Source organism: Rhizobacter sp. P2_H3 (assembly GCF_056403355.1).
Genome location: NZ_JBFUFQ010000045.1, coordinates 15,665 through 33,646, shown reverse-complemented (window position 1 = coordinate 33,646; position 17,982 = coordinate 15,665). Strand labels below are relative to the sequence as shown.

Sequence of the window (17,982 nt, the reverse complement as noted above, 5' to 3'; positions counted from 1 at the left end):
GCCCCGGCCCCGGCGCCTGCCCCCGCCACGCTGGCCTGCACCGACCTCGCGCTGTGCGACGACTTCGAGTCGACCACCGCCGGCGCGGTGCCGAACCCGGCGCTGTGGAGCGTCGGCGGGCCGAACTGCTTCGACAACAGCGGCAAGGCGACGATCGACGGCGCGGTGTCGCACGGCGGCAAGCAATCGGTGCGCATCGACCCGGGCAGCAGCTACTGCGGCCACGCCTTCATCATCAACACGAAGGCGGCGTCGATGGGCCCGGTCATCTACGGCCGCTTCTACATCCGGCTCGCGACGGCACTCGGCGATCCGCACGTGACCTTCATGTCGATGCACGACGCGATCGAATCGGTCGACGGCAGCATGCAGGACCTGCGCATGGGCGGCCAGGCCGGCATCCTGATGTGGAACCGCTCGAAGGACGATGCGACGCTGCCGTCGCTGAGCCCGACCGGCATCTCGCTGAGCGCGAAGCTGCCGGCCGCCACCTGGACCTGCATCGAGTTCGGGCTGAACTCGGCGATGGGCACGATGCAGACCTGGGTCAACGGCACGGCCGTGGCCGCGCTGCAGCTCGATTCGACGCAGACCGCCGACGTGGACCAGGCCTGGCTCGCGAGCCGGCCTTCGTGGAAGCCGCAGGTCACCGACCTGAAGCTGGGCTGGGAGTCGTACGGCGGCACGGGCAACACCGTGTGGCTCGACGACGTCGCGCTGCACACCAGCCGCATCGGGTGCGGATCATGACGAGCTGGCGTTGGCTGGTTTCCACCGTGGCGCTGCTCGCGGCGCCGGCCTTCGCGGCGGACGAGTTCCTCGACCCCGCGCAGGCCTTCCGCACCAGCGTGCAGCTGCGCGATGCGCAGACCATCGAGCTGCGCTTCGACGTGGCGCCGGGCTATCACCTGTACCGCGAGCGCATCACGGTCGGTGAGCCAGTGGCTGCTGCGCCCGCCACGGCCGCGCTGGCCGAGCCGGTGCTGCCGCACGGCAGGCAGGAGTACGACGAAGGCTTCGGCAGGTACACCGAGACGCTGCGCGGTGCGGTGACGGTGGCGCTGCCGCTGCGCACGGCGAGCGGTGATTTCGGCGTGGCCATCGGCTACCAGGGCTGCGCCGACAAGGGGCTGTGCTATCCGCCGCAGAACGCCGGCATCAGCGCGCGCGTGAAGGACGGCGCACTGCAGCAGGTGGCGTGGCTGCCTGACGGCCTGCCGCCCGCGGCAACGCCTGCTGTCGTCACCACGCCATCGGCCACCACGCCCTCGGCAGCCGCTCCGGCGGCCACCGGCTCGGCCGGCGCCCGCGTCGAATCCGCGCTGCGCTCGGGCAGCCTGCTGACCGTTGCCGGCGTGTTCCTCGTCGCCGGCCTGTTGCTGTCGTTCACGCCCTGCGTGCTGCCGATGGTGCCGATCCTGTCGTCGATCATCGTCGGCACCAGCGGCCCGGTGTCGCGGGCACGCGGCTTCGGCCTCGCACTCGCGTACTCGCTGGGCATGGCGCTGGTCTACACCGCGCTCGGCGTGGCCGCCGGGCTGGCCGGTGAAGGTCTCGCCGCGGCGCTGCAGAACGCGTGGGTGCTGGGCGCCTTCGCGCTGCTGCTGGCGCTGCTGTCGCTGTCGATGTTCGGCGTGTACGAGCTGCAGATGCCGAGCGCGATCCAGGAGAAGCTGAACGCCGGTGCGGGCCGCCTGCGCGGCGGGCAGCACGTGGGCGTGTTCGCGATGGGCGGGCTGTCGGCACTGATCGTCGGGCCGTGCGTCGCGGCGCCGCTGGCCGGCGCGCTGGTCTTCATCAGCCAGTCGCGCGACGTGCTGATCGGTGGGCTCGCGCTGTTCAGCCTGGCAGCCGGCATGAGCGTGCCGCTGCTGCTGGTCGGCGTGTCGGCCGGCTCGCTGCTGCCGCGCACCGGTGCGTGGATGGAGGGCGTGAAGCACCTGTTCGGCGTGCTGCTGCTCGGCGTGGCGTTGTGGATCGTGTCGCCGGTGCTGCCGGCGGCGGTCGTGATGGGCATCGTCGGTGCCGGGCTGCTGGTCGGTGCGGTGTGGCTGTTCGACGGGCGCGGCGCGCCACTGTCGGGCAAGCACCGCCTGCTGCGCGGCGTGGCGCTGGTGCTGGGGCTGGTCGGCGTGGCGCAAGTGGCCGGTGCGTTGTCGGGCGGCGGCGATCTGCTGCAGCCGCTGGCGGGTTTCAGCGCCGCCGGCCCGCGCGGTGGCGCGGTCCAGGCAGCAGTCGACGGCCCCGCCTTCAAGCGCGTGCGCAACGTGGCCGAGCTCGAGGCTGCGCTGGGCAGCGCGGGCGGCAAGACGGCGATGCTGGACTTCTATGCCGACTGGTGCGTCTCGTGCAAGGAGATGGAGCACCTGACCTTCAGCAAGCCGCCGGTGCAGGCGCGCATGAACAACGCGCTGCTGCTGCAAGTGGACGTGACGGCGAACAGTGCCGACGACAAGGCGCTGCTGAAGCGCTTCGGGCTGTTCGGGCCGCCGGGGATCGTGTTCTTCGACGGCAGCGGCCGCGAGAAGGCGGGCACGCGGGTGGTGGGGTTCCAGCCGCCGGCGGAGTTCGGCGACGCGCTCACCGCTGCTGGGCTATGATCGCGCCCTTCTTTTCACCCAACGCCTCTGTGCAGCTGGAGTTCAACATGCCCCGCGCCTTCGTCACCGCCTGACCGACGACCCGCTCATGTAGCCGCATCCCCCGCGGCCATCGTCGTCGGTTCATTCCCCTGAACCCTCGGAGACGACGATGAACCTCCACTCGCTGGACCTCACCAAATACCCGCGCACCGCGCACCTCGAAGGCAGCCGCCTGCAAGACGGTGACGATGCGTCCGACCAGATGCCGCTGCGCGCGCTGGCCGGCCGCCACGTCGTGATCGAGGAGAAATTCGACGGCGCGAACTGCGGCCTGTCGTTCACCGACGGCGGCGATTTGCTGCTGCAGTCGCGCGGCCACTACCTGACCGGCGGCGGCAGCGAGCGCCAGTTCAACTGGCTCAAGCCCTGGGCGCATGCCCATGCGGATCGCCTGCTGCACGTGCTCGAAGACCGCTGGCTGCTCTACGGCGAGGCGATGTACGCGAAGCACTCGGTCTGGTACGACCGCCTGCCGCACCTGCTGCTGGAGTTCGACCTGCTCGACCGCCGCAGCGGCCGCTTCCTGTCGACGAAGCGGCGCCACGAGATGCTCGCGGGGCTGCCGGTCGTCTCGGTGCCGGTGCTCTACGCCGGCCCGATGCCGACCGATGCGAAGCTGCTGCGCAAGCTGATCCAGCCTTCGCTCGCGAAGAGCCCCGGCTGGCGCACGCGCTTCGAGCAGCAGGTGCAGCGCGAAGGCCTGCCGCTCGAGCTGACCTGGCAGCAGACCAACGACAGCGATGCATCGGAAGGCCTGTACCTGAAGGTCGAGAACGACGACCACGTGGAGGCGCGCTACAAGCTCGTGCGGCACGACTTCCTGCAGACGATCCTCGACTCGGGCTCGCACCACCTGCAGCGGCCGATCCTGCCGAACCTGCTGGCCGACGGCGTGGACATCTACGCACCGCGCGTGGAGACCGACTGGGCCTCGCTCGGGCTGCGCACGATCACCTCGCTCGAGGCGCTGAAGGCGTTCAAGCCCGCCCAGGCGAACGGAGGCTGAGCCATGGACTGGAAGCAAGTGCAGGCCCTCATCCCCGCGCCCGGGGCGGGTTTCGACTGGGCCGCGTGGTGCGAGCTGATCCCGGGGCTGGTGGCGCTGGAGCAGACACCGCAGGATCCGCGGCACCATGCCGAGGGCAACGTCGGCATCCACACGCGGATGGTGCTCGATGCGCTGCTCGCCGATGCGGCGTGGCAATCGGCCGCACCCGAGCGCCGGGCGGTGATGTTCCTCGCCGCGCTGCTGCACGACATCGCGAAGCCGGACACCACGGTGATCGACCCGGTGACCGGTGCGATCGGGCAGCCGGGCCATTCGCGGCGCGGCGCGATCGACGTGCGCGCACTGCTGTGGCGGGCCGGCGCGCCATTCGCGCTGCGCGAGGCGGTGTGCCGCATCATCGCCGTGCACCAGGTGCCGTTCTTCGCGTTCGCGAGCCGGCGCGGCGAGACGCCGGAGTACATCGTGCGCCGGCTCTCGTGGGAGCTCGATGTGAGCGAGCTGGCCGCGGTGGCGCGCGCCGACATGGTGGGCCGCCGCTGCGAGGACCGGGCGGGGCACCTGGCCGACATCGAGCTGTTCGGCGAGCTCGCGCGCGAGCTGGGTTGCTGGGACCGGCCGTGGGCGGCCGCCGATGCGCACACCCGGCTGATGTATGCGCGCGGCATGGCGATCGACCCGGCCTATGCGCTGCACCGCCTGCCGGGCAGCGAGGTGACGGTGATGTGCGGGTTGCCGGCGTCGGGCAAGGACACCTGGGTGGCGGCGCATGCGGGCAGCCTGCCGGTGGTGTCGTTCGACGATGCGAAGGCCGAGCTCGGGCTGAAGCACGGCGAGAACGACGGGCGGGCCGCGCACCATGCGATCGACAAGGCGAAGTCGCTGCTGCGCGAGAAGGCGCCCTTCGTCTGGAACGCGACCCACCTGTCGAACGACATGCGCGGCAAGACGCTGGACCTGCTGTACGCCTACGACGCGCAGGTGAGGCTGGTGTACCTGGAGGCGCCGCAGGCGGTGGTGTTGGCCCGCAACCGGCAGCGCGACACGACGCTCACCAACAAGGACCTGCTGCGCATGCTGCACCGCTGGGAGGTGCCGATGCCTTGGGAGGCACACCGCGTCGACTACCTGGTGGATGAGGGCGCAGGAGCAGCGAGCAGAATCCGCTGAGCCTGTTGTCGATTCCGGCCGACCTCGATCGTCGCGTTCAGACATCACCCTCTCACGGAGACCCACATGTCCAGACTCAGAGTCGCAGCTTTCTCGGTATCCCTCGACGGCTTCGGTGCCGGCACCGACCAGAGCCTGCAGAACCCGCTCGGCGTCGGCGGCGAGACGCTGCACGAATGGTTCTTCGGCACCACCACCTTCCAGGCGATGACCGGCCAGGGCGGCGGGGAGGCCAATGTGGACGATGGTTTCGCGAAGCGCAGCTTCGAGAACGTCGGCGCGTGGATCCTCGGGCGCAACATGTTCGGCCCGGTGCGCGGGCCGTGGCCGGATGATCAATGGAAGGGCTGGTGGGGCGACACGCCGCCGTACCACGTGCCGGTGTTCGTGCTGACGCACCATGCGCGCGCACCGCTGGAGATGAAGGGCGGCACGATCTTCCACTTCGTCACCGGCGGCATCCATGAGGCACTGGAGCGTGCCCGCGATGCGGCGAAGGGGCAGGACGTGCGCGTGGGCGGCGGCGTCGCGACGATCCGCCAGTACCTGCAGGCCGGGCTGATCGACGAGATGCACCTGGCGATCTCGCCGACGCTGCTGGGCCGCGGCGAAGCGCTGCTGGCGGGCATCGACCTGACGGCGCAGGGCTTCCGGTGCACCGAGCATGTGGGGACGCCGAAGGCGCAGCACGTCGTGCTGACGAAGGGCTGATTCATCCTGTTGCAACAACCCATGCCCTGACCGGCAAACCGTCACCGGGCCGTCAAGTTTCCTGACACCGAGCCTCACACAATGGCGCATGACACGCCGACACCTCACTCCTTCCAACGCGGCCAGCGCACTGCTGTGCGCGCTTGTCTTGTCTGCCTGCGGCAGCGGCGACGACTCGGACACAGCGGCACCCCCTGTTGCTGGCGCACCAACTCCTGCACCTGCACCTGCACCTGCACCTGCACCTGCACCTGCGCCCGCACCCGCTCCCGCCCCCGCCCCCGCCCCAGCCCCAGCCCCAGCACCAGCACCAGCACCAGCACCAGCACCAGCACCAGCACCAGCACCAGCACCAGCACCAGCACCAGCACCGGCTCCTGCCCCCACCAACAAGAGCGTCGGATGCGGCAAGGCCGCCCAGTTTGCGAGCGGCAAATACACCCTGACTTCAGATGGCGTGACGCGTGAGTTCTGGGTTCGCGTTCCGTCCGGCTACAAGAACGACAACGCCTATCCGTTGATCGTCGGCCTGCACTGGCGCGACGGCAGTGCCACCGATGTCTACAACGGGAACAGCTGGGCCAGCGGCAAGCCCTTCTATGGCTTGAAGGAGCTCTACGGCGAGAGCGCGGTCTTCGTCGCCCCGGCGGGCTTGGACGCCGGCTGGGCCAATCCGAATGACCGCGACATCCGCTTCATCGGCGCGATGGTCAACCAGCTCAAGCAAGGGCTCTGCACCGACACGAGCCACACGTTTGCGACCGGCTTCAGCTTCGGCGGAATGATGTCGAACGCGATCGGTTGCCAGATGGGCGATGTCTTCCGCGCCGTGGCGCCGATGTCGGGATCCGTCTGGAGCGGCTGCGCCACGTCATCGAACAAGACCGCGGCGATCCTGCTGCATGCCAAGGAAGATGCCGTCGTCGGCTACCAGTTCGGCGAAGAGGCGCGCGACAAGTACATCGCCAAGAACAGCTGCAGCCAGACCACCACCAAGATCGGGGTCAATGGCTGCGTGATCTACCAGGGCTGCACCGACAACAAGCCGGTGGCCTGGTGCGGGTACACCAACGGCGGGCACTGGCCGCCGGGCTTCGCCGCGACAGAAATCAAGTCGTTCTTCGACCGCTTCTGAAACGCCGGGGGCGCGGCACCTGGCTGCGCCCCCGGCCGGGCAGAGCGGGCAAGCCGCTTACCAGCCCACGCCGTAGTAGTCGTACACGCGGCGGCCGTAGCTGTCGTCGTACGAAGGCTCCTCGTTCTGCGCGTAGCGCGGTGCGCCTTCGAGCTGCTTCTCGGACAGCGGCACGACATAGCCGTCGAGGTTGGTGTCGTACTTCAGCATCGCCCACGGCACCGGATAGCGGTCGGTGCCGACCCCGAGGAAGCCGCCGAACTCGAGCGCTGCATAGCGCACCTGGCCGGAACGCTTGTCGATGATCAGGTCGTCGATCGAGCCGAGCTTGTCGCCGTTGCTGGCGTAGACGGTGGTGCCTTCGACCTTGTCGGAAGAGATGACGGGATTGCTCATGAGGGTCTCCTTCACTGCGCTCTGCCGCGGGCGACATGCCCGTGGCCTGAACCCCCATTGGTCCATGCGCGACCCTTGCCGAACATCAGCGCAGGCGCGGCCCGGCTGTAGGAATCTTCCTCAGACTGCCTTGCTGCGCAGCCCCAGCAGGCTGACGCCCAGCACGACGAAGCTGCCGCCGAAGACGCGGTTCAGCACCCGTGCGCGGCGCGGATCGGCGAGCCGGCCCTTCACGCTGCGCGCAAGCAGCACGTACACCGCATGCGAAAAGACGGCACAGGCCGCGAAGGTGACCGTGAGCAGCGCGAACTGCTGCACCGCACCGTCGCCCGCCTTCATGAACTGCGGGAACAGCGCGCTGAAGAACAGGATCGCCTTCGGGTTGGTCAGCGCCACCGTGAGGCCATTGCCGAAGAGCCGCCAGGCCGGTGCACCGGCCCGCGCCTGCGCGCCGGACGCCTCGGCGAACATCGCACCGCCGCTGCGCCACTGCCGGATGCCGAGGTAGACCAGGTAGCCCGCGCCGAGCAGCTTCAGTGCAAGGAAGGCCGTGGCCGAGGTCTGCAGCACGACGCCGAGCCCGACGGTGGTGGCGAGGGACACCAGCAGCAGCCCGACGGCGTTGCCCAGCGAGCTGATCATCGCGCGGCCCGGGCCGACGCCGATCGAGTTGGACACCGCCAGCAGCACGGCCGGGCCAGGCGTGAAGGTGACGAACAGCGCGATGGTGAGGAAGGTGAGCCAGTCGGAGAAGGTCATGGGGCGAGGCAGGAGCGTGCCGCAGGTGCAGCGGGTGCGCCGATGTTAGCGGCGCACCCATTCCCTCAGAGACTCACCAGCCGAAGCCCAGCGTGTACTTCCCGCTGGTCGCGCCGGTGCCGCCGCTGTAGAACTTCACGCGCACGTAGCGCGCCGATGCCGCCGTGCCGGTGTTGCTGACACTCGCCGAATCGACGACACCCACCCCCTTCTCGCTCGCGGCCAGCTGGGTGCCGGACGCGTTGTAGATGTAGAGGTCGTAGTCGCTCGATGCGTTGGGCGTCAGCGTGGCGGTCAGCGTCTTGCCGGCCGGCAGGTTCACGAGGAAGTAGTCGCCATCGGTCGACGATCCGATCGCGCCGTTCCACGTGCCGGCCGCTGCCACCGTGTTGGCGGTGCCGATGTTGTCGTTCGGCTCGGTCTCGTTGTTGCCCGGCGTGACCACGCTCGCGATCTTCAGGAACTGCGCCGTCACCGGCCCCCATTGCCCCGACGACACCTTCGCGCGCACGAACACCAGGTGCTTGCCCAGCGCCAGCCCGGTGGTGCTCAGCGTGCCGCTGAGCGACTCGGTGGTCTGGTTGAAGCTGCCATCGGTGGCGGTGAGCGGGATCGCGACCGCACCGGCCACCCAGGGCGGCGTGTCGATGTAGGCCTCGGCGCCGGTCACGTTGAGCACGGTCTCGGTGCCGTTGGTCTGGTTGAAGCGCGTGTCGGTGGCCGAGGCCGTCAACGCGACCGGCGTGCCGGCGAGCACGCCGCCGCCGCTGGCATCGCTGCCGAGCGTCACCGTGGTCACGTCGGCACCGGCCGGAATCTGGTACGGCGCGCGCACCACCTTGGCGGCGTAGATCAGCGCCGGCAGGTTCTTCGGCTTGGTCGTGCTGTTGTACGTGGTGCAGCTCTCGAAGAAGCTGGAGCCCAGCTCGATCGTGTAGGCCGCCACGCCGAGCTCGCCGTAGCTCGGGCCGTCGCTGGTGCCGTCGGTGGCGTAGAGGCCGATCGATTGCTCCGGCGTGTAGCCGTTGAAGTACGCGAGGCGGCGGCCCAGCGTCTGCAGCGCGGTGGCGTTGGCCGTCGGCGTCGACGTGGTGCCCCAGGGCCACAGCACCAGCTGGCTGTAGCTGTGCACGTCGATGTGGATGCCCGAGGTGTCGACCGGTGCGCCATCACCCGGGTTCGGGCCGCGGCGGTCGGGGTAGATGCTGCGGATGTAGTTCTGCACCGCCTGCGTCTCGGGCTCGGAGCCGGCCGATGCGCCACGGTAGGTGAGGTCGCACTGGTTGCCGCTGGAGCCCGAGCCGCCGGTGCTGTTCCAGCCGAACGTGAAGTTGCGGTTCAGGTCGGCGCCCCGCGTGTTGCTGGTGGCACCGCAATAGGCGGTGTTGGTGTTCTTGCGCCAGGAGAGCCCGCCCTCGGCCTTCTTGCGGCCGTCGGGGTTGGTCTGCAGCAGCAGGTGCACCTCGTGGTGGTCGACGATCCAGGTGGCGTCGGGGTCGGTGCCGTAGCCGTTGAGCAGCCAGCGCGCGAACTCGAGGTTCAGCGGCGCGGTGGTGTACTCGCGGGCGTGGATGGCGCTGTTGACGAACAGCTTGGGCTTGGTGCCGCCGATGGCGCTGTTGGTGATCTTCAGCACCCGGATGTCGTAGCCGCCGGAGCCGACGGTCTTCTGCCACGAGTCGCCGATGTCGATCCAGCTCGCGAGCGTCGGGTAGGTGGTGGTGAAGGCCGACGCGGCGGTGAAGGTTTCCTCCACCGTCTCGTAGCAGCTGTAGCCGGGGATGGACTGGATGGTGGCGTCGCCTGCCGCGGCGCCGGTGATGCCGGTGCTGTCGGTCGACGCGCCGGGAGCCGTGGTGCGGCTCTTCGCGTCGGCARCGGCCTGGATGGCGGCCAGGAAATCATCGCGGCGCTGGATGAACTCGGGCGCGTTCTCGATGCGGAAGCCGAAGCTGCGCAATGCGGCGATGTCGGCGGTTTCGAGCTCGAGGACGAGGAAGCCTTGCTCGTAGTTGGATTCGAGCAGGTTGGCGTGGAAGGTGACGGCGGCCTTGCGCAGCATGGCTGCGTCGGGGTAGAAGGCCTTGTAGATGTTGGTGCGCTGCTTTTCCTGCTGTCGCAGCAGGCGCATTTCGGTGGCGGAATCCTGCGGTGTGACTTGCCCGGGAAGGCGTGCAGGGGATGCGGACTGCGGGGATGCGGACTGCGTAGATGACGACTGCGAGAAGGCTGACGGTACTGCGGAAACTGCAAGGAACAACGCGGCAAGTGCCGCCCGCGATTGCGGACGTACGTTGGTCATGGAAAGCTCCCTTGTGGTTTACGGTACCAGCCCAGCTGCGTGGGCTGGATCGGCGCACGCTCTCGGCTGGGGATCACCCATCGGAGCGCCGAATGATTCTGGGGGACTTCTCCCTGTTCTGCGAGGGGAGTAACAAGATGAACAAGGTTATTTATTGGGTATTGGCAATGGCCGCGTGTTGCGGTAATTCGCGTGCGTGCGAAGGCAACGATGCGCAATGGGCGAAGGAATTTGCTGCATTGCGAACAGTGCGCGGGCACTTTGATGGTGGGAACTGGGCAGCCGATGTGGATCGGTGGCAGGGGCGCAAGCATCAGGTGATGCAATGCCTGGCTGCTGGGTTGTCAGCAGCGGGGACGCCGGTGGAGCGGGTGCGGGAGCGGATGGGCGAGCCGGATGCGCGGGTGAATTGCCCGTCGGCGGAGTGCGAAGGGGTGGTGAGGTTGATGGAGGCGCGGGCGGACGGGGCGCAACGGGTGGCGACGACGCGACAGCTTTGGGTCTACCAATGGCGGGGGCAGCACGATCGGCTGGTGTTCTCGGTGGTCGCGGGCAAGGTATCCGACGTGGGGTGGGCGTACGCGCTGGAGTGACATCACGGGAAGGACTGATGGACATCGAACCGCAAGTCCGCCGCTGCAATGATCGGATCGATTTCGATGCATTGCTCAGGCCGCAGCTGAAGTGCTACGTCTACGTGCTGCGCGACCCGCGCGACGGTCAGGTGTTCTACGTCGGCAAGGCGGGGGGCTCAGGCGAAGGAAATCGGCGCGTGCTCGATCACTTCGACGAAGCGGAGAAGTTGCTGGCAGTCCACACCACGACGCTGCACGGCTCCAAGCACCTTCGCATCATCGACATCTGGCGCGCAGGCCGGGCCGTGGAGTGGGCGATCGCGCGCTGGGGCTTGGGGCCCGAAGAGGCACGGCATGTCGAAGCGGCCTTGATCGATGTGATGCAGAGCCTGCCGGGACAGTCGGTGGGTGGCGGAGCGCTCACGAATATGAAGCGTGAATGGACATCGCTGGGCTGGTTGACGCCGCGGGACGTTGCCGACATGGCGGCTCGGGCGGTGGCCCCGCAGTCGAACTACAGCATGGTGTTTGTCTTTCCGATCCCAAAGAGTCTGAAGCGCACGCCGCCGCCGTCGCTCTATGAGATAACGCGCGAGGCATGGACCGTGGGGCTGGAGTTCCGCAATGCCACAGCGGCACTGGCGGTCGGCATAGCGGATGACATCGCGCGCGCGGTGTTCGAGATCCATCACTGGGAACTTGCCAAGTCGATGCCGGGCAAGCGCGCCTTCGTCGGCGCCGAGTTGCCTGGGCACGAGTTCGTCGACAAGAACTTCGCGGCTGTCATCAGCCCGGCGAAGGGGTATTGGATGCGGCCCGGGTACCTTGTCGTGGAGTTCAGGCCCGGGGAATTCCGCTACTTGCGGGGGCACCGGGATCGGCAGACATGGCGAGCACTGGCGTAGTGGACTTTAGGCCGCCTCTACCCGCTCGCAGTAAGCCGCGAAGGTGCGCTGCCACGCGGGCCGGGCCATGCACCGATCGCGGTACGACACGAGCTGCGGATACGGCGCGATCAATGACTCGTCCTTGATGCCCGACGAGAGCACGTGCGTCATCAGGATGTCGGCGACGGTGAAGCTCTCGGCTGCGACGAACTCGCGGTTGGCGAGCCAGCGATCCAGGTTGCCCAGCATCCGGTTCGCCCAGCCGACCAGGAACTCGCGGTGCTTGCCGCAGCTGCCATCGGCCGACCAATCGAGCACCAGCAGGCTGAGCAGCGGCATCTCGACCGAGTTCATCGCGGCAAAACACCAGCGCATCACCTGCGCCTCGCCGGCGCGGTCGCCGGGGATCAGTCGGCCGGACTTCTTGGCGAGGTAGAGGACGATGGCGGCGGATTCGGACAGCCGCAGGCCGTCGTCATCGATCGACGGGATCTGCTCGAACGGGCTGAGCCGGCGATAGGCCTCGGTGTTGAGGTCGTGCGCGGGGTGATCCATGCCGGCGATCTCGAACGGGAGTTGCATCTCTTCGAGCGCCCAGAGCACGCGCAGATCACGGGTGTGGCCGCGGGCGGCGGCGTTGACCTTGGAGAAGCCGTAGAGCTTGAGCATAGGGGCCGTCCTTCGCTGAGGGTGGGGTGCTGCGGAGGGTAGCGGCATGACGATGTGGGATGCACAAACCCTAGCCGAGATTGATGTTGCTGCGGTGGTCACGTACGTCTTCTGTTCTTCGTGACGACCTTGCGCGGGTGGCCAGCCGTGGGAGCAAGAAGGAGAGGAATCAGCATAGAGCGCCACGACCTCCTCTGGTCGACTGCCGCGGCACTGCGGGCGCAACAGATGGAACGTGCGCGTGAATGCTCAAGGTGCTGGGCGCCCACAGGATCACGCCATGAGCCACCTCGATGGCAGCATCGCCATCCAAAGCCCACCAACGCCGAATCCTGATATGCCTTTACACCAGATAAAATATTGGATTAACATTAATCATCAACTCTCAGTGAGATGGTCTTTTGTCTCCACTAGCGCCCAACACTGTCAGGCGAGGCCGACCGCCAAAAGCTGGTGCCTCCAAGGGCGTCCGCAAGGGCTCCCGACTACAAATCTCGCACACCATCTCTCCCGATCTGCTCTTGCGGGTTGACGGGCTTGCGGAAGCAATGGGCCAAACAAGAGCGGCGATCATCAACCTTGCCGTCTACCGCCTGCTGTCACAAGAGGCTCCGGGTGAAGCTGCACCCAAGTCAAGCAAGTAGCCAGCGACCATCTACACAGAAAAGCCAACATGCCAAAGCGTCAGTTCAAGGTCGTTTCTCTCTTCTCAGGAGCAATGGGGCTGGACATCGGCCTGGAGCAAACCGGCAGGTTCCAGACCCTCGCCGCAGTTGAGTCACAGCACGCCTTCTGCGAGACCATTCGCATCAATCGAGATGCCGGACTTACCTCAAGCAAGAAGATGAAGGTCTATGAGGGCGATATACGCAATCTGTCGCCCGAGCAGCTGATGGAAGACCTCGGGCTGGAGCCCGGCGAGCTGGACTTGCTTGTGGGTGGCCCGCCGTGCCAATCTTTCAGCACGACAGGCCGCAGGGGAACAGTGCAAGACCCGCGTGGGACGTTGCTCTGGGAGTTCCTCCGCTTTGTCGAGGCATTGAAGCCGAAGTTTTTTTTGATGGAGAACGTGCGCGGACTCGTCTCCGCCGCCATCAGACACAGGCCCTTGGCAGAGCGCCCCGACAAAGGTGGCCCGCCACTCGATGCCGACGAGCAGCCAGGGTCCGTGCTGAGGTCGTTCGTAGCGGATCTTCGTGCCTCCACCGCTGCCGACTACCGCCTGGATGTATTCGAAGTGAACGCGGTCAACTACGGTGCACCGCAACTTCGAGAGCGCGTCCTCTTCGTGGGAAATCGAATGGGAAGACAGGTTGAGTTTCCTGCGCCGACCCACGGTCAGGGTGAAGACCTCCTGCCGATGGCAACGCTCGGGGACGCCATTCGTGGCCTGCATGAACTGTCGCCAACGCTGATGGACTTCAGCCCTCGGAAGAAGACTTATCTGTCGAAAATTCCTCCTGGTGGCAACTGGCGAGCTCTCCCCGAGAAGCTTCAGCAAGAGTCGATGGGGAAGGCATGGCTTGCGAAAGGAGGGCGATCCGGATGGTGGCGTCGATTGAGCTACGGACTTCCATCACCGACCATCCTGACGCTTCCAAATCACGCGAGTACGTCCTTGTGCCACCCGGATCACGTGCGACCGTTAACGTTGCGCGAGTGCGCCTTGGTGCAAGAGTTCCCTGTGGCCTGGAAGTTCGCCGGAACTGCGCAGGAGCAGTACGCCCAGGTGGGAAACGCCGTCCCAACGCGTCTCGGATTCGTCGCAGGAACTGTCCTTGCGGATGAATTGGATAAGGCCGCCGCAACGGCAAAGCGCGCCAAAGTCGTTGCTCAACACGACGACAACATTCGAATCGTCTACCTCCAATCCCACGTGCGGACTCGCAAGTGGTTCAAGGGGGGGCAAGCGGTCCTTTGGTCGCAGGGCGAGGATGACGACAACAGCGAGGCACAGCATCCCCCAATGCTGACCGACCGAAAGGTGCGATCAGTCTGATGAGAACTCGCCAAATTCGGGTTAGGCTCTCGCCTTCTCGACCCTTCTCTCCCCAATGATTCGACCGCGTCGCTTCAAACGGACCAATTTGGCAGACGCACTGCCTCCTGGTGTTCACGAAGAAATAGTCCGGGAAACAGACGAGCTACTTGAGCGCCGGCTGGACAAGGCTAACGAGATGTTGGACATCGCACAGTCCAACTTTAATCCGTTCTTGCTGCTGATCACCGCACCGGTCTACAACATCTTCAGTCCCTACGAGGTCGCTGAACGGCTGCAACTTGGCAGCGCGTTTCACGGGGACGACACGGCGTTCGGGCGATTTGCGGAGGAGAAAATACTGCCGCTCTTCGGTGCAACGCTTCCCATCGAAAAGAACAAGGCCGACAAGAAGCTCTCGGCCCTCTGGGAGCCTGTAGATCGCAGGATGGTCATTGAGGGAGTAACTTACCTGATGAGCATTAAAGCCGGTCCTTGGACAATGAATCAGTCACATGCTCATCACATGATCGAGAAGTTCCCAGCCATCCGTGGGACGTCGGAAGCGAGGTGCATGATCGGTATCACGTACGGGCGTTACGCTGATCTGAACAACAAGCCCTCGCTAGTTGACAAAGGTCTCGGAGAGCCCGACTGGTTCGACTATCTTGTTGGTCGTGACTTCTGGGAGTTCGCCTCCGGAGTCAAAGATGTTCACGTGCATATATTTCGGGCCATCCGCGAAGCACAAGCGAGGTTTGCAGCTCGGCACAAGGACGAGACATTTCACGAGAAGCTGATTCGCAACCGACTGGCAGTAGCCGCGTCGCTTCGCAAGAAGTTCGACCTCGACAAAGAGGATGACTTCTGGGAAACGTTGTTCAATCACGCTTTCGAAGCCGATGCTGTGCCGGCTTCATCCGAACTGTCGGCGGCAGATCCTCTTGCGGAATTGGACCGTGCTCCGGTGGCAAAGCCTCTACCACGCCGTCGCTCACGCAAGCAGTAGGAACGAGTTGAAGCTCCTCAGACATGAGGAGCACTCGATGGTACGCCCGGCTCTCCATCGATTGAAACGTCAATCGCCGTCTAGTTGTTACAGCGATGCGCCCCTTCAGCGCCGACGGCTACCGCCGTGCCCCCTGCTGCGCAGCGGCGCGAAGCGCCGCAACCTCCTCGACGCTCAACCAAGGCCGGCTTGCATGTACGACGCGGTGGCAGTTCGCACACAACAACGCAAGATCGTGAACGCTGGTTCGATGCCCTTCAGTCAGCGTGTGAAGCGGCTTGGTGTGATGCACATCGATGATGCCGCTGGCCGACGGTCCATACGCATCGATGAAGTCGAAGCCGCATGCGGCGCAAGCCAGTCGCCCGGACTGCTTCAAGGCCATCGCCTTCACCTGCTCGACGAGCTTTCGGCTCCGTTCCCGTTGCCGATGCACGCGCGTGAGAATCCGTCCCTCTTCGGCGTCCTGGATGCCGGGCTCGTCCTCCGCCAAATACGCTAAAGAGTCGTCTCGAGCTGAAATGCATCCTCGAATAGCTTGACTGACTTCTGCCAAGCGCTGCGGGTCATTGGCAAAGAGCCGCCAAACAACCTCTTCGTCCTTGTTGCCTCGCTGAAGCCCGACCTTGCCCTGCGCTGTGTAGTTCGGGTCGAACCGCCGGAAGTTCATCATCTTCATGTAGACGCCGGCGGGATTCCTGAACGTTCGCTTGTCGTCGAGTTGCACAGCTCGACCGAGTTCGTTCAGGACTGACGAGAGCTCCTTGACAGCGACACTGTCCTTGGAAGGAGGCGAGTCTCGGTGCCGCAGGTACAAGTCCAGCGCCAGGATTAACTCGTCCCTCGTCCACGCTGGATTGCGTGGAGCCCTCGGAGTCTCAATTGCTTTCGGCGCCTTTGCCATATCCGTCCCAGTGCCAATGCCGATGCGCATCGCATCGTGCGCGATTCGAGTTCGCATTGTCTCGAACGAACGAGGGTGGAGTCCATCACATTCGCGTCACCGCTGCGCGCCGGCTCGCACCCACTCCCCCACCCGCGCCGCCTCTTCAGACAGCAGCCGCAACGCCGTCACGCTGAAGCGCCTCAGCGAATCATGCCGACACCGATCGACCAGCGGCGTGTGATCGTCCATGCGCAACCAATCGTCGAACTCAGCGATCTCCAGCAGCGCTCGAACGCCATCGGCGACGTCGATCGTCAGCCCGATCAGTCGATTCAGGTGACGCGCCTCGATGTGCCGATCGTCCGTCGACTCATCGGTCCACCGAAATTCCTCGAACTGCGAGGGAGATGACGAGGGCGATTCCTCGTCGTCAGCGGCATTGATGCTCATGCGTATTGGCTCCAGAAGTTGAATGCGCGCGCGTGGAACAGCCGCCAGTGGGCGGCCTCACGCGGGTATCTTCCGAGACGCCAATCTCGACCCAGGCTCTCGCCGGGGCGCGGCCAATGTAGCACGCGCCCTGCCGCAGAATCGGCCTGATGCGCCACCTGCCACGTCTCCTGCTGATCGCCCTGGCGGCCGCGACGCTGCTCGCGCTCTTGCTCGTCTTTGCAGCCTGGTGGCTCACCCTCCCCACCACCCCCGACCCCTTCTACAACGCCACCTACCGCATCCCCTTCCGCCCCGGCACGCTGCTGCGCCAGGAGCCCTTCACCCGCGGCGTGCCCGAAGGCGCCGTCGCCTGGCGCATCCTCCACGCCACCACGCGCGACGACGGCTCGCCCACCCTCGCCAGCGCCATCGTGATGGTCGCGCACAATGCACCCGCCGGCCCGCGCCCGGTCGTCGCGTGGGCGCACGGCAGCACCGGCACCGTGCGCGGCTGCGCGCCCTCGCTGCTGGGCGATCCGTTCGCCCACGTGCCCGCGCTGCAGCCGCTGCTGGCCCAGGGCTGGGTCTATGTGGCCACCGACTACGTGGGCCTGGGCGCCGCCGGCATCCACCCCTACCTCGTCGGCACCGGCCAGGCCCGCTCCGCGCTCGATGCGGTACGGGCCGCGCGGCAGATGGTGGGCGTGGCGCTCGCCGATCGAACAGTCATCTGGGGCCATTCGCAAGGCGGCAACGCGGCGCTGTGGGCCGGCATGCTCGCGCCCACCTACGCGCCCGACGTGCCGCTGGCCGGCATCGCCGCCCTCGCCCCGGCGAGCGACCTGCCGGCGCTGATGAGCGCCGTGCAGCACACGCCGATCGGCCGCATCACCTCGTCGTACGTGCTGCAGGCCTACAGCGACACGTATGGCGACGTGAAGTTCGACGCCTACGCTCGCGGCTGGCCGGCGCTGGTGGCGCGCGACATCGCGTCACGCTGCAGCGCGGGTGGCAAGGCGGCGTTCACCGCGCTCGAGGCGGTGGCGGCCGGGGGCAGCATCTTCTCCACGTCGCCCACGGGTGGGGCGCTGGGCCAGCGGCTCGCGGAGAACACGCCGCTCGGGCCGTGGGCGCAGCCGGTGTTGGTGGCGCAAGGCTTGGCGGATGAGCTGGTGCTGCCGGAAGTGCAGTCACGCTTCGTCGCGGCGCGCTGCCAGGCGGGGCGGGTGATCGACTACCGGCGGTATGCGGGGCGGGATCACCTGTCGGTGGTGGCGGGGGATTCGCCGCTGGTTGGGGAGCTGGTGGAGTGGACTCGGCAGCGGTTTGCGGGCGTGCCTGTGGAGGGAGCTTGCCGCGAGCGTTAGGGCACGGGCTACCCGTTCGGACTGAGCTTGTCGAAGGCCCTGCGCGCTCCGGTCACAA

General features: G+C 66.5%; 18 protein-coding genes. 11 read left to right on the top strand and 7 right to left on the bottom strand.

What is annotated here, in order from left to right:
* From AC1D1T_RS11610 to AC1D1T_RS11590, 5 genes are all read left to right on the top strand, one after another.
* The coding region (locus AC1D1T_RS11610; protein WP_477991902.1) for a hypothetical protein at window positions 1–750 on the top strand (750 nt) is incomplete at its 5' end.
* Window positions 747–2,600: a protein-disulfide reductase DsbD gene (dsbD, locus tag AC1D1T_RS11605; protein WP_477825306.1), complete on the top strand. Its 1,854-nt coding sequence runs from the start codon at window positions 747–749 to the stop codon at window positions 2,598–2,600. The genes AC1D1T_RS11610 and dsbD, both read left to right, overlap by 4 nt.
* A gap of 151 nt (window positions 2,601–2,751) precedes the next feature.
* Window positions 2,752–3,648, top strand: a complete 897-nt coding sequence (locus AC1D1T_RS11600; protein WP_477825305.1) for an RNA ligase family protein — start codon at window positions 2,752–2,754, stop codon at window positions 3,646–3,648.
* A 3-nt stretch (window positions 3,649–3,651) separates the two neighbouring features.
* The gene (locus tag AC1D1T_RS11595) at window positions 3,652–4,818 is read left to right on the top strand and encodes an AAA family ATPase (protein WP_477825304.1); all 1,167 of its coding nucleotides are present in this window, start codon (window positions 3,652–3,654) and stop codon (window positions 4,816–4,818) included.
* A 66-nt stretch (window positions 4,819–4,884) separates the two neighbouring features.
* Entirely contained in the window at window positions 4,885–5,529 is a 645-nt protein-coding gene (locus tag AC1D1T_RS11590; protein ID WP_477825303.1) for a dihydrofolate reductase family protein, read from the top strand.
* A 104-nt stretch (window positions 5,530–5,633) separates the two neighbouring features.
* Here the strand turns inward: AC1D1T_RS11590 and AC1D1T_RS11585 are convergent, their stop codons facing one another.
* On the bottom strand, window positions 5,634–5,900 hold the full coding sequence (locus tag AC1D1T_RS11585; protein ID WP_477825302.1) for a hypothetical protein: 267 nt from the start codon (window positions 5,898–5,900) through the stop codon (window positions 5,634–5,636).
* Window positions 5,901–5,986: 86 nt separating this feature from the next.
* Here AC1D1T_RS11585 and AC1D1T_RS11580 point away from each other — a divergent pair, with 86 nt between their 5' ends.
* The gene (locus AC1D1T_RS11580) at window positions 5,987–6,664 is read left to right on the top strand and encodes a CE1 family esterase (protein WP_477825301.1); all 678 of its coding nucleotides are present in this window, start codon (window positions 5,987–5,989) and stop codon (window positions 6,662–6,664) included.
* 57 nt (window positions 6,665–6,721) lie between these two features.
* Here AC1D1T_RS11580 and AC1D1T_RS11575 read toward each other — a convergent pair whose 3' ends face one another.
* The 3 genes from AC1D1T_RS11575 to AC1D1T_RS11565 all read right to left on the bottom strand — a co-directional run bounded on the left by AC1D1T_RS11575 (window position 6,722) and on the right by AC1D1T_RS11565 (window position 9,950).
* Window positions 6,722–7,060: a PRC-barrel domain-containing protein gene (locus AC1D1T_RS11575; RefSeq protein WP_465110493.1), complete on the bottom strand. Its 339-nt coding sequence runs from the start codon at window positions 7,058–7,060 to the stop codon at window positions 6,722–6,724.
* Window positions 7,061–7,180: 120 nt separating this feature from the next.
* Window positions 7,181–7,819: a LysE family translocator gene (locus AC1D1T_RS11570; RefSeq protein ID WP_465110492.1), complete on the bottom strand. Its 639-nt coding sequence runs from the start codon at window positions 7,817–7,819 to the stop codon at window positions 7,181–7,183.
* Window positions 7,820–7,892: 73 nt separating this feature from the next.
* Window positions 7,893–9,950 (bottom strand): M14 family metallopeptidase, encoded by a 2,058-nt coding sequence (locus tag AC1D1T_RS11565; protein ID WP_477991901.1) that lies wholly within the window; start codon window positions 9,948–9,950, stop codon window positions 7,893–7,895.
* Between the two features lie 263 nt (window positions 9,951–10,213).
* Between AC1D1T_RS11565 and AC1D1T_RS11560 the strand changes: the two genes are divergently transcribed.
* Together AC1D1T_RS11560 and AC1D1T_RS11555 are read left to right on the top strand one after the other, a co-directional pair.
* The gene (locus tag AC1D1T_RS11560; RefSeq protein WP_477825299.1) at window positions 10,214–10,714 is read left to right on the top strand and encodes a hypothetical protein; all 501 of its coding nucleotides are present in this window, start codon (window positions 10,214–10,216) and stop codon (window positions 10,712–10,714) included.
* A gap of 17 nt (window positions 10,715–10,731) precedes the next feature.
* Window positions 10,732–11,601: an LEM-3-like GIY-YIG domain-containing protein gene (locus AC1D1T_RS11555; protein WP_477825298.1), complete on the top strand. Its 870-nt coding sequence runs from the start codon at window positions 10,732–10,734 to the stop codon at window positions 11,599–11,601.
* Window positions 11,602–11,607: 6 nt separating this feature from the next.
* Here AC1D1T_RS11555 and AC1D1T_RS11550 read toward each other — a convergent pair whose 3' ends face one another.
* Window positions 11,608–12,252, bottom strand: a complete 645-nt coding sequence (locus AC1D1T_RS11550; protein WP_477825297.1) for a glutathione S-transferase family protein — start codon at window positions 12,250–12,252, stop codon at window positions 11,608–11,610.
* Window positions 12,253–12,925: 673 nt separating this feature from the next.
* Between AC1D1T_RS11550 and AC1D1T_RS11545 the strand changes: the two genes are divergently transcribed.
* Together AC1D1T_RS11545 and AC1D1T_RS11540 are read left to right on the top strand one after the other, a co-directional pair.
* Entirely contained in the window at window positions 12,926–14,251 is a 1,326-nt protein-coding gene (locus tag AC1D1T_RS11545; RefSeq protein WP_477991900.1) for a DNA cytosine methyltransferase, read from the top strand.
* A 55-nt stretch (window positions 14,252–14,306) separates the two neighbouring features.
* Window positions 14,307–15,239, top strand: a complete 933-nt coding sequence (locus tag AC1D1T_RS11540; protein ID WP_477991899.1) for a PmeII family type II restriction endonuclease — start codon at window positions 14,307–14,309, stop codon at window positions 15,237–15,239.
* A 118-nt stretch (window positions 15,240–15,357) separates the two neighbouring features.
* On the opposite strand, the gene AC1D1T_RS11535 is transcribed toward AC1D1T_RS11540, so the two are convergent.
* The gene (locus tag AC1D1T_RS11535) at window positions 15,358–15,966 is read right to left on the bottom strand and encodes an HNH endonuclease (RefSeq protein ID WP_477825316.1); all 609 of its coding nucleotides are present in this window, start codon (window positions 15,964–15,966) and stop codon (window positions 15,358–15,360) included.
* A 273-nt stretch (window positions 15,967–16,239) separates the two neighbouring features.
* Complete coding sequence (locus tag AC1D1T_RS11530; protein WP_477825317.1) at window positions 16,240–16,575, bottom strand: hypothetical protein; 336 nt, start codon at window positions 16,573–16,575, stop codon at window positions 16,240–16,242.
* 149 nt (window positions 16,576–16,724) lie between these two features.
* On the opposite strand from AC1D1T_RS11530, the gene AC1D1T_RS11525 reads away from it, so the two are divergent.
* Window positions 16,725–17,924: a lipase family protein gene (locus AC1D1T_RS11525; RefSeq protein WP_477825318.1), complete on the top strand. Its 1,200-nt coding sequence runs from the start codon at window positions 16,725–16,727 to the stop codon at window positions 17,922–17,924.
* Window positions 17,925–17,982: the final 58 nt, after the last annotated feature.

Coding starts and splice junctions, on each gene's coding strand:
- dsbD (WP_477825306.1), top strand. CDS start 747: ATGACGAGCTGGCGTTGGCTGGTTTCCACCGTGGCGCTGCTCGCGGCG.
- AC1D1T_RS11600 (WP_477825305.1), top strand. CDS start 2,752: ATGAACCTCCACTCGCTGGACCTCACCAAATACCCGCGCACCGCGCAC.
- AC1D1T_RS11595 (WP_477825304.1), top strand. CDS start 3,652: ATGGACTGGAAGCAAGTGCAGGCCCTCATCCCCGCGCCCGGGGCGGGT.
- AC1D1T_RS11590 (WP_477825303.1), top strand. CDS start 4,885: ATGTCCAGACTCAGAGTCGCAGCTTTCTCGGTATCCCTCGACGGCTTC.
- AC1D1T_RS11575 (WP_465110493.1), bottom strand. CDS start 7,060: ATGAGCAATCCCGTCATCTCTTCCGACAAGGTCGAAGGCACCACCGTC.
- AC1D1T_RS11570 (WP_465110492.1), bottom strand. CDS start 7,819: ATGACCTTCTCCGACTGGCTCACCTTCCTCACCATCGCGCTGTTCGTC.
- AC1D1T_RS11560 (WP_477825299.1), top strand. CDS start 10,214: ATGATTCTGGGGGACTTCTCCCTGTTCTGCGAGGGGAGTAACAAGATG.
- AC1D1T_RS11555 (WP_477825298.1), top strand. CDS start 10,732: ATGGACATCGAACCGCAAGTCCGCCGCTGCAATGATCGGATCGATTTC.
- AC1D1T_RS11550 (WP_477825297.1), bottom strand. CDS start 12,252: ATGCTCAAGCTCTACGGCTTCTCCAAGGTCAACGCCGCCGCCCGCGGC.
- AC1D1T_RS11545 (WP_477991900.1), top strand. CDS start 12,926: ATGCCAAAGCGTCAGTTCAAGGTCGTTTCTCTCTTCTCAGGAGCAATG.
- AC1D1T_RS11540 (WP_477991899.1), top strand. CDS start 14,307: ATGATTCGACCGCGTCGCTTCAAACGGACCAATTTGGCAGACGCACTG.
- AC1D1T_RS11530 (WP_477825317.1), bottom strand. CDS start 16,575: ATGAGCATCAATGCCGCTGACGACGAGGAATCGCCCTCGTCATCTCCC.
- AC1D1T_RS11525 (WP_477825318.1), top strand. CDS start 16,725: ATGCGCCACCTGCCACGTCTCCTGCTGATCGCCCTGGCGGCCGCGACG.